Source organism: Micromonospora sp. D75, assembly GCF_018070405.1.
Taxonomy (GTDB): domain Bacteria; phylum Actinomycetota; class Actinomycetes; order Mycobacteriales; family Micromonosporaceae; genus Micromonospora; species Micromonospora chalcea.
On record NZ_JAGPXV010000264.1, the window covers coordinates 1 to 7,695 of the forward strand.

General features: G+C 72.6%; 13 protein-coding genes and 1 pseudogene. 5 read left to right on the forward strand and 9 right to left on the reverse strand.

The annotated features are described in order from the left end of the window. A pseudogene (locus KBX39_RS17000) lies at positions 1-99 on the reverse strand (ADP-ribosylation/crystallin J1); the annotation flags it as partial. A 158-nt stretch (positions 100-257) separates the two neighbouring features. Here KBX39_RS17000 and KBX39_RS17005 point away from each other — a divergent pair. Continuing rightward, positions 258-872, forward strand: coding sequence for a dihydrofolate reductase family protein (locus tag KBX39_RS17005; RefSeq protein ID WP_210871472.1), 615 nt, complete (start codon positions 258-260; stop codon positions 870-872). 47 nt (positions 873-919) lie between these two features. Further along, a complete protein-coding gene (locus tag KBX39_RS17010; RefSeq protein WP_210871474.1) occupies positions 920-1,801 on the forward strand; it encodes a hypothetical protein in 882 nt (293 codons plus the stop codon). 2 nt (positions 1,802-1,803) lie between these two features. Here the strand turns inward: KBX39_RS17010 and KBX39_RS17015 are convergent, their stop codons facing one another. From KBX39_RS17015 to KBX39_RS17040, 6 genes are read right to left on the reverse strand one after another with little or no spacing between them, the layout of a single operon-like run. Beyond that, on the reverse strand, positions 1,804-2,340 hold the full coding sequence (locus KBX39_RS17015) for an SUKH-4 family immunity protein (RefSeq protein ID WP_013285189.1): 537 nt from the start codon (positions 2,338-2,340) through the stop codon (positions 1,804-1,806). Further along, positions 2,337-2,882 (reverse strand): SUKH-4 family immunity protein, encoded by a 546-nt coding sequence (locus KBX39_RS17020; protein WP_210871476.1) that lies wholly within the window; start codon positions 2,880-2,882, stop codon positions 2,337-2,339. Before KBX39_RS17020 ends, KBX39_RS17015 begins: the two co-directional genes overlap by 4 nt. Continuing rightward, positions 2,879-3,406 carry an endonuclease gene (locus tag KBX39_RS17025; RefSeq protein WP_210871478.1) on the reverse strand — a complete coding sequence of 176 codons (528 nt, stop codon included), beginning with the start codon at positions 3,404-3,406 and terminating at the stop codon, positions 2,879-2,881. The genes KBX39_RS17020 and KBX39_RS17025 overlap by 4 nt, the downstream gene beginning before the upstream one ends. Next, a complete protein-coding gene (locus KBX39_RS17030; protein WP_043325162.1) occupies positions 3,399-3,893 on the reverse strand; it encodes a hypothetical protein in 495 nt (164 codons plus the stop codon). Before KBX39_RS17030 ends, KBX39_RS17025 begins: the two co-directional genes overlap by 8 nt. A 3-nt stretch (positions 3,894-3,896) precedes the next feature. Continuing rightward, on the reverse strand, positions 3,897-4,226 hold the full coding sequence (locus KBX39_RS17035; RefSeq protein ID WP_113973245.1) for a hypothetical protein: 330 nt from the start codon (positions 4,224-4,226) through the stop codon (positions 3,897-3,899). Continuing rightward, positions 4,223-4,636 (reverse strand): YbaB/EbfC family nucleoid-associated protein, encoded by a 414-nt coding sequence (locus KBX39_RS17040; protein ID WP_043325160.1) that lies wholly within the window; start codon positions 4,634-4,636, stop codon positions 4,223-4,225. Before KBX39_RS17040 ends, KBX39_RS17035 begins: the two co-directional genes overlap by 4 nt. A gap of 147 nt (positions 4,637-4,783) precedes the next feature. Here KBX39_RS17040 and KBX39_RS17045 point away from each other — a divergent pair, with 147 nt between their 5' ends. After that, entirely contained in the window at positions 4,784-5,728 is a 945-nt protein-coding gene (locus KBX39_RS17045) for an FAD-dependent oxidoreductase (RefSeq protein ID WP_210871480.1), read from the forward strand. 54 nt (positions 5,729-5,782) lie between these two features. Next, positions 5,783-6,322, forward strand: coding sequence for a hypothetical protein (locus KBX39_RS17050; RefSeq protein ID WP_043325159.1), 540 nt, complete (start codon positions 5,783-5,785; stop codon positions 6,320-6,322). A gap of 9 nt (positions 6,323-6,331) precedes the next feature. Here KBX39_RS17050 and KBX39_RS17055 read toward each other — a convergent pair whose 3' ends face one another. Beyond that, a complete protein-coding gene (locus tag KBX39_RS17055) occupies positions 6,332-6,613 on the reverse strand; it encodes a hypothetical protein (RefSeq protein ID WP_043325158.1) in 282 nt (93 codons plus the stop codon). Between the two features lie 67 nt (positions 6,614-6,680). Here KBX39_RS17055 and KBX39_RS17060 point away from each other — a divergent pair, with 67 nt between their 5' ends. Beyond that, positions 6,681-6,869: a hypothetical protein gene (locus KBX39_RS17060; RefSeq protein WP_043325157.1), complete on the forward strand. Its 189-nt coding sequence runs from the start codon at positions 6,681-6,683 to the stop codon at positions 6,867-6,869. 9 nt (positions 6,870-6,878) lie between these two features. Here the strand turns inward: KBX39_RS17060 and KBX39_RS17065 are convergent, their stop codons facing one another. Continuing rightward, entirely contained in the window at positions 6,879-7,583 is a 705-nt protein-coding gene (locus tag KBX39_RS17065; RefSeq protein ID WP_210871482.1) for a hypothetical protein, read from the reverse strand. Positions 7,584-7,695: the final 112 nt, after the last annotated feature.

The following is a 7,695-nucleotide window of genomic DNA, read 5'->3' on the forward strand; positions in this document are numbered from 1 at the left end:
GTCCGGCAGCCGCGGCGGCCAGGCCCGCCAGCCGGAGGCGCGGACGAGGTCGAGCTCCCGTGGGCCGGTCGGGCGCCACAGCGTCGTCGTCTCCGTCACCACGCACCCCTTCTGCCACGGTCATGGCACCGTACCGGCGGCGCGCCGCGACCGGCCATCGGGTTTCGGCAGCAGAATCGACAGCGGGTGCGATGAGTTCGCGAAGCCTCGGCGGTCCACCCTTCGACATCCCAGACAGACAGGTAGGGAGCACCGCGATGGCCAAAGTCATCTCCACGCTGTTCATCTCGGCCGACGGTGTCGCCGAGATCGACCCCGACTGGCACTTCCCGTACTTCGACGACAACATGGGCCGCGCCGTCACCGAGGACTACGACACCTCCGACGTGCTGCTGATCGGCCGGGAGACGTACGACAGCTTCGCCGGCGCCTGGCCGGATCGGGAGGCCGCCGGCGGTGAGGACGCGCCGTTCGCCAAGCAGCTCGGCGACATGCGCAAGGTCGTCGTGTCCCGCCAGCCGCTGGAGTTCTCCTGGCGCAACTCGGAGCTGATCCAGGGCGACCTGACCGACGCCGTGCGCGCGCTGAAGGCCGACGCCGGCATCAAGGGCATCCTCATTCCCGGCTCGATCTCGGTGGTGCAGCAACTGCTCGCCGCGGGCCTGGTGGACGAGCTGCGGCTGCTGGTGCACCCGGTCGCCGCCCGCAAGGGCCGCCGGCTGTTCGACGAGGGCGACGCGCCGTACCACCTGCGGGTGGCCGCGACGGAGGCGTACCCGACCGGCGTGATCCGGGTGATCTACACCCCGGCGCAGGCGCCGGGCGCGGCCGGGTACGACGACATCAAGGACCAGGTGCCGGCCGGCAGCTGACGATCACGGGGCGGCGGCGGCCCGGTGTGCCGTGAAAGGATCCGCCGGTGCGTCGTGCTCCGCTGCTGCTGATCCCTGCGGCCGTGGCCGCCGTCGCCCACGTCGTCGGCGTCCTGGTGGCCGCACCGCTCTGGCGCGGCGCGGAGGTGCTGAGCCTGGCGCTGCTGCTGGCGTACGCCGTCGCCGCCGGACTGCCCGCCCCGCGCTGGGCGGTGCCGGCGGCGCTCGCACCGCTGATCGTGGACGCGGTCCGCACCATGCCGGCCGGGCCGGGCGCCGGGGACTTCGGCTGGACGGTGTACGGCAGCGGCGACAGCGCCGTCGACCGGACGGCCGGTTTCGACGCGGCGCTCGCCGGGAGCTGGGCGGCGCTTGTCGCGGTGGCGGTGCTGCTGGTCGCGTGCCGGGGCCATGGACGGCGCCGGCACCTGATCGCCGCCGCGGTCGCCGCCGCACCCGTCGTCGGGTACGCGGCAGTCCGGGTCACCGACATCGGCGTCGCCGTCGCCGCCGTCACCCCGGGCCTGGAGATCCGCACCGAGACCACGCTGACCCGGGTGGACGGTTCGGGGTACGACCAGGCCGACGTCGTGCCCGCGCTCGTCCTCGCGGTGCTGCCGCCGCTGGCGCTCGCACTCGCCGCGCTGGCGCTCGCCGTGCTGCTGGCCGGGCGGGGCCGACGGCTCGCCGCGACCGGCGCGGCACTGCTGGCGGTGCTCGCGTTGCCGCTGCTCGACGCGGGCATCGAGGCCGTGCACCTGCCTGTCTCGGCTGACGGCACCGCCCTGTTCGCCTGGTACGCCATCCCGCCCACCTTGGCGATGCCGCAACCGGTGGCGGCGTTGACGGTGGCGGTGGAGTTGGCCGCGTACCTGCTGCTCGTCGCCGGGCTGACCGGCGCGGACCGGGCCGCACCGGCGGCCGGTTGACCTCAGGCGGTCGACTCCAGCTCGTCGAAGGCCATGTTCCACCACGACTCCGGCTCGGCGAACGCGACCGGGTCGACCGGACGCAGGTCGTCGCGGATCGCCGCCGCCCGCGCGGCCCGCTCCCGCCCGCCGGGGTCGGTGGCGATGAGCTGGCCGAGCCGGTAGAGGAACTCCACGAACGCGGCGAACGTGCTGTTCACCGTCTCCAGGTTCGGCGTCTCCAGGTCCAGCAGGATCACCGCGCCGGTGCCCGCGTCCAGGCAGAACAGCAGCGCCGGGTCCTCCGGCGAGGCGCCCAGCACGACGTACGGGCGGGGGCCCTGGTCGCCCAGCTCGATCGACAGCGTGGAGAACAGCTCGACGTCGGGGACCGAGACGTCCACTGTGAACAGGATCGGCACCTCGACCGGAAGCGCGCCGTCGGGCGGGAACACCTCCGGCCCGAGCGGCCCGAGGATCGCGTCGAAACGCTGGTCGGGGAAGTAGATGACGCCCCGCTCACCCCACAGCGCGGTGAGCTGCTCACGGGTGACTGTCACGGCTGCGCCTCGTCCTCGTCCTCGGCTTCGGCCTCGTCGAGCAGGCCCTGCCGGTCGAGGAACGCGTACCACCCGTCGTCGTCGGTGACCAGCTCGGCGTAGCCGGGGCCGAGCACGTAGTAGTGCACGAACGAGTCGAGGTCGGGCGCCAGTTCCTCGAACGCGTCGCCCATGAACCACTCGGTGCCGGTCGGCGGGAAGTACCAGACCGCCCCGGTGGCGCGCTCCAGGAAGATCGGCTCGTCGCTGCGTGTGCCGACGACCAGCCAGCCGCCCTTGTCCTGGCCGATGGGGGAGAAGTGGGGCGCGTAGTCGAGGAAGTACTGGACACCGGGCAGCCGGCCGGTCGAGGCCAGCTCGAACGCGCCGGCCCGCAGCCCGTCGGCCACGAGCAGGAACTCGCGGACGCCGTCCGGCAGCTCCGCCGGCACGTCGCCCTCGTCGGCCGGGTCGCCGATCTGCCCGTACGCGAGACTGGCCGGCTCGTCCGCGGCCAGGTCGGCGCGGAGTTCGGCGAGAAGCTGCGCGAGATCGGAAGTCAATCCACTACCTCTATTCGGATCGGGGTTCCGTCCGGCAGATTCTGGATCTGCCCCCAGATCTGGGAGCCGATGTCCGTGTTGGTTCTACCATGCAGCAGCTTGAGGTTGTTGACGGTGTCCGGCCCGCCGAGCTGCAGTTCCCACACGTGGTCGGGGTGGTAGTCGCTGAGCCGTTGACTGAGCCGGTTGGCGAGGTCCTTGTCGTGCGGCCAGTACTTGTCCCAGATCTTCTGGCGGATCCGGTCCTTGTACCCGTCGGTGAGGTTCTTGTCGCGGGCCACCGGGTTGGTGGCCTTGTAGAGCTTGCCGTCGTCGCTGAGCTTCTTCAGCGCGGCCATCTTGCGCCGGAACTGGGCGGTGGCGTGGAAGTCCCGGCGCTGCACCCGGACGACCTTCGTCGGCAGGCTCCGGTTGGGCCCGGTGACCCGGACGATCGGCTTCTCCAGCTTCTCGACCGCCTTGCGGACGATCTTGCCGGCCGCCGGTTTCGCGGCGGCGCCCCGGCCGCGCCTCGGGCTAGGCATCGAGCAGTCTCCCGATGACCTGGTCGATGAGCGCGCCGACGATCTCCCGGGTGATGATCTGGAAGATCGGGATCTCGGCCAGCGAGGCGCCGAACGTGACCACGGCGGTGGCGATCGCCTGGGCGACCTCGAACGCGAGGATGGCGAGCTGCACGATCACCGCGATCTTCAGCGCCAGGACGATCGCCGCGCAGATGATCAGCCCGGCGCCGAGCAGCATCGCCGCGGGCATGCTGTCGTGCAGCACGACAGGCCCGTTCTGCTCGCCGCCCCACCACTTCTGGAACGCCGCGATCGCCGGACCGACGTTCTGCGTCCACACCTGCGCGGCAGCCGCGTCCGCCGCGCCGGCCGCCGCCCCGATCCGGCCGCCGAACTCCAGCCACGCCTGGCCCATCTCGAAGAGCTTCTCCTCGTCGGCGGCCGGCCAGGTGTAGCCGATCCAGCCGAGCGCGGTGACCAGCTCACCCGGTAGTTGCAGTCCCACGGCTCAGCCCAGCCCGCCGGCCAGCGAACGCATGGTGCCCGCGCCGTCCTCGTCGACCCGCTCGTACGAGTCGGCCATCCCGGCGATGTCGGTGCCGGCTGCGGTGAACTCGTCGGCGGCCATGCCGACGCAGTCGAAGATGTAGTTCGCCACCTCGGTGTAGGCGATGCCGATGAGCGACCCGATGTCGTCGGCGCCCCACGGCTCGCCGTAGCCCTGCATCCGTGCCTCGAACGCCTCCAGCTCGCCGGTGAACCGCTTGGCCGCGTCGGTGACGCCCCGCCCGGCGGCCCGGATCAGCGGCGGGTGCACCTCGAAGCCTCCGCCGCTCATCGCTGCCCGCCGCGTGCCATCCGCTCCTGCGCCTCGGTCAGCGCATCGAGGAACGACCCGAGCCGGGGAACGGCGGTGTCCCGTACCTCCTGCAACTGCTCCCGTAACTGCGACATGTCCGCGACCTGCGGATTCTCGCCGGTACGCAGCCCGTCGATCGCCGCGTTCACCGCGCTGACGATGTGCGCGGTCAGCTCCTCGGAGCCGAGCCGCATCAGCCGCGGCTCGACGTGCAGCGCGTGGAGCTTGCCGTCGCGTCCCATCTCGGCGCGGACCTGCCCGTCGGCGGCCTCGCCGACCGCCGGTGTCTCCGGCTCGTCCGCCGGCGGCGGACCCACTGTCCGAAGTGCCGCCATCGTCGCGTCGAGCATGCGGGTGAAGTCGCCGCTCATCGAAGGATCCGCACTCATGAGACCTCCCCAAGGCCAAACGCCACGAGCGTAACCGAGACGGACAAAGCGATTTGTCCCGTGCGCCGCCCGATCCGTCTTGGACACCGGGCGTCCGGGCGGCCACCATCGGCAGGAACACACGGGTACGGGTGACGGGAGCGGAACATGACCGAGGCGGACGTGGTGGTGGTCGGCGGCGGGGTCATCGGGATGACGACAGCGCTCACGCTCCAGCGGCGGGGCGCCCGGGTCACCGTGCTGACCGCCCACGACCCGGCCGACACGGTGTCCACCGTGGCCGCCGCCGTCTGGTACCCGAGCCACACCGACGAGGACCCACGGGTGCTGCGCTGGGCCCGGGACACCCACGCCGAGCTGCGCCGCCAGGCGGCCGACGGCGTGCCGGGGGTGGTCGACCGGCCCACCCGGATGTGGTTGCGCCACCGCTACGCCGGGCCGCCCTGGTGGGCCGACGCCTGCGGCGACCTGACGGCCGAGCCGGCGGAGCCGCCGTACACCGCGCTGCTGCGGTTCACCGCCCCGTCGGTGGAGATGACCCCGTACCTCACCTGGCTGCGGGAGCGCCTGGAGTCGGGCGGCGGCCGGGTCGTCCGCCGTGCGCTGGGCACGCTCGCCGAGGCGTACGAGGTCGCGCCGGTCGTGGTGAACGCGACCGGTCTGGCCGCCGGGCGGCTCGCCGCCGACCCGGCCGTGTACCCGGCGCGCGGGCACGTCCTGCTGGTGGCGAACCCCGGCCTGACCGTCTCGGTACGCGACGAGGGCGACCCGGCCGGCATCACGTACGTGCATCCGCGCCGCCACGACGTGGTGCTCGGCGGCACCTACGAGGCGGGGGTGTGGCACACCCGTCCCGACCCGGAGGAGGCGGCGGCGATCCGCCGCCGGTGCGTGGCGCTGGTGCCGCAACTCGCGGACGCGCCGGTGCTGGGGGAGCGGATCGGGCTGCGGCCGGCCCGGCACGGCGGCCCCCGGGTCGAGATCGACCCGGCGGACGGGCGGCTGGTGCACGCGTACGGCCACGGCGGCGCCGGGGTGACGCTGTCCTGGGGCTGCGCGGCCGAGGTCGCCGATCTCGCCCTGAGTGTCTGACCGCGCGGTGCGGGCGGCCCCCCGCCGGAGCGCGCGGGCGGTAGCCTCGGCCCGGTGTCCGCCCGCCGCGCCGCACTGTCCGCCCTCGTCGCCCTGATCGCCGTCCACATCGGCTGCACCCTGGTCGCGCTCGCGGCCTACCGCCACCGGATCGGCGTGGTGACCCACGACGGCGCCAGTTTCCCGGTGGAGCTGCTCGACGCCGTGGTGCCCCTCCGCGACCTGCTGCCCGCCGTGCTCTGGCTGCTGCCGGTCACGCTGCTCGTCACGTTCGCGGCCCTCGGCTGCTGGGCCGCCCGGCGGACCGTCAGTCCCGGCGACGAGCGGCTACCGAGGGCGGCCTGGACCGCCGGCATCGCCGCGGTGCTGCTCAACCCGCTCGCGGCCGTGCGCTACGCGTCGGCCACCGCGAACGGCGGCGAGTACATGCGTACGGTGCAGGTGGAGACCACCCTCCTGGTGCTGGCCGCTGCCGTGGCCACCACGATGAGCGCGCTCGCCGTCGCCGGGTTCGTGCGGCGCTCTGAGACAGCGAGGTCGCCGTCGCGGATGCGGGTGGACGACTGGTCAGCGGGCCCGGCGGGACGAGAGTGACCTGTCCGCTCAGGTGTGTCTCGTCCACGCGACGAACCGGTGGAACAGTTCGTCGGGACGTGGGCCCGGATCGGGGTTGAGTCTCAGCAGGTCGGCGGCGGCGTCGAACAGGCATGTCGCCATGTAGATCGACAGCGCCACCCGGTCCCGCCGGTATTCCAGCAGCAACAACAGGCGCGCGGGCTGGCACGGCCACGGGCCGGCGCAGACCCGGCAGAGCCACAGCGGCCGGATCGCCACGTGCGGCCGGATCGCTCTGGGCGGGCGGCCCGGCGGCGAGGATGTCGGCATACCCCATACGGTGACCGAGGCGTTGACCCGAGTCAAGGAGCCAGGTCAACTGTCTAGCGTCCGGCGTATGGAGCTGGTGGGCGCAGCCGAGATTCGCGTGATGCTGGGCGGCATCAGCAAGCAGCGGGTCTACGTGATCACCAGTAACCGCAACTTCCCGGAGCCGGTGGCCGACCTCGTGCAGGGCAAGGTCTGGTTGAAGTCGGACGTCCAGGAGTGGATCAAGGAGCACCGGCCGGAGCTGGCCGCCGATTGAGCGTCCGGCTCACCGCTCCAGAACGGTGAGCCATTCGGCTGCGCGAGGCCGGTATCCGTGCAGCTCGAAGAGCCCGCGCACGATCGCCGGCACGTGCCCGGCGCCGTACACGACCGCCACGTCGATGCGCTCGGAGGACCGGGTACGGATCAGCTCGGACAACGCGGCGAGCAGCCGCTCGTCGCGTTCGCCGCCGAACGCGCGCTCGGCGTGCTCGGTGAACTCGTGGTCGGCGTACCGCTCGTCGGCGGCCGACGGCAGGTCGTTCACCTCGATCTCCGGTGAGAGCAGACGCCGGGTGCCGCCGAAGAACTGCATCACCGTCACGAACGGGATCACCAGCCACATCTGGAGGCGGTACCGCAGCGGCATCGCCCGCCAGCCCTCGGCGAACTCCGCCGCCGACACGTCCGGGTTGAGCACCTCGACACCGAGGGACGCGTACGGAATGGGGTCCGTCACCAGGCCGGAGCGCCGGTTGGCCGGCATGGCCCGGTAGGTGAGTGTCAACGCCGAGCCGACCACCGACCGGCCGCTGACGCCCTCGACGACGAGCAGGTCGCATTCCCGGAGCCGCTTCGTGACCGCTGCGTAGAACCCCGGGCTCGCCACGTGGAGCATCGGGAACACCAGGAACTCCAACCGGCTGCCGGGCCGGCGTAGCCGGAGCACGGCCGAGCGGGTGCCGATGACGCTGTGTTCGATGATCTGCATGCCTGCCCCCCGTGGCTCGGCTGCTCTTGTCGGCAGGGTAGGGCGGCCGGGCAAAGGTCCCGTGCGCACGGCGGCGCGGACCGGTCAGGAATCGAGAAGCCCTGGGCGGGCG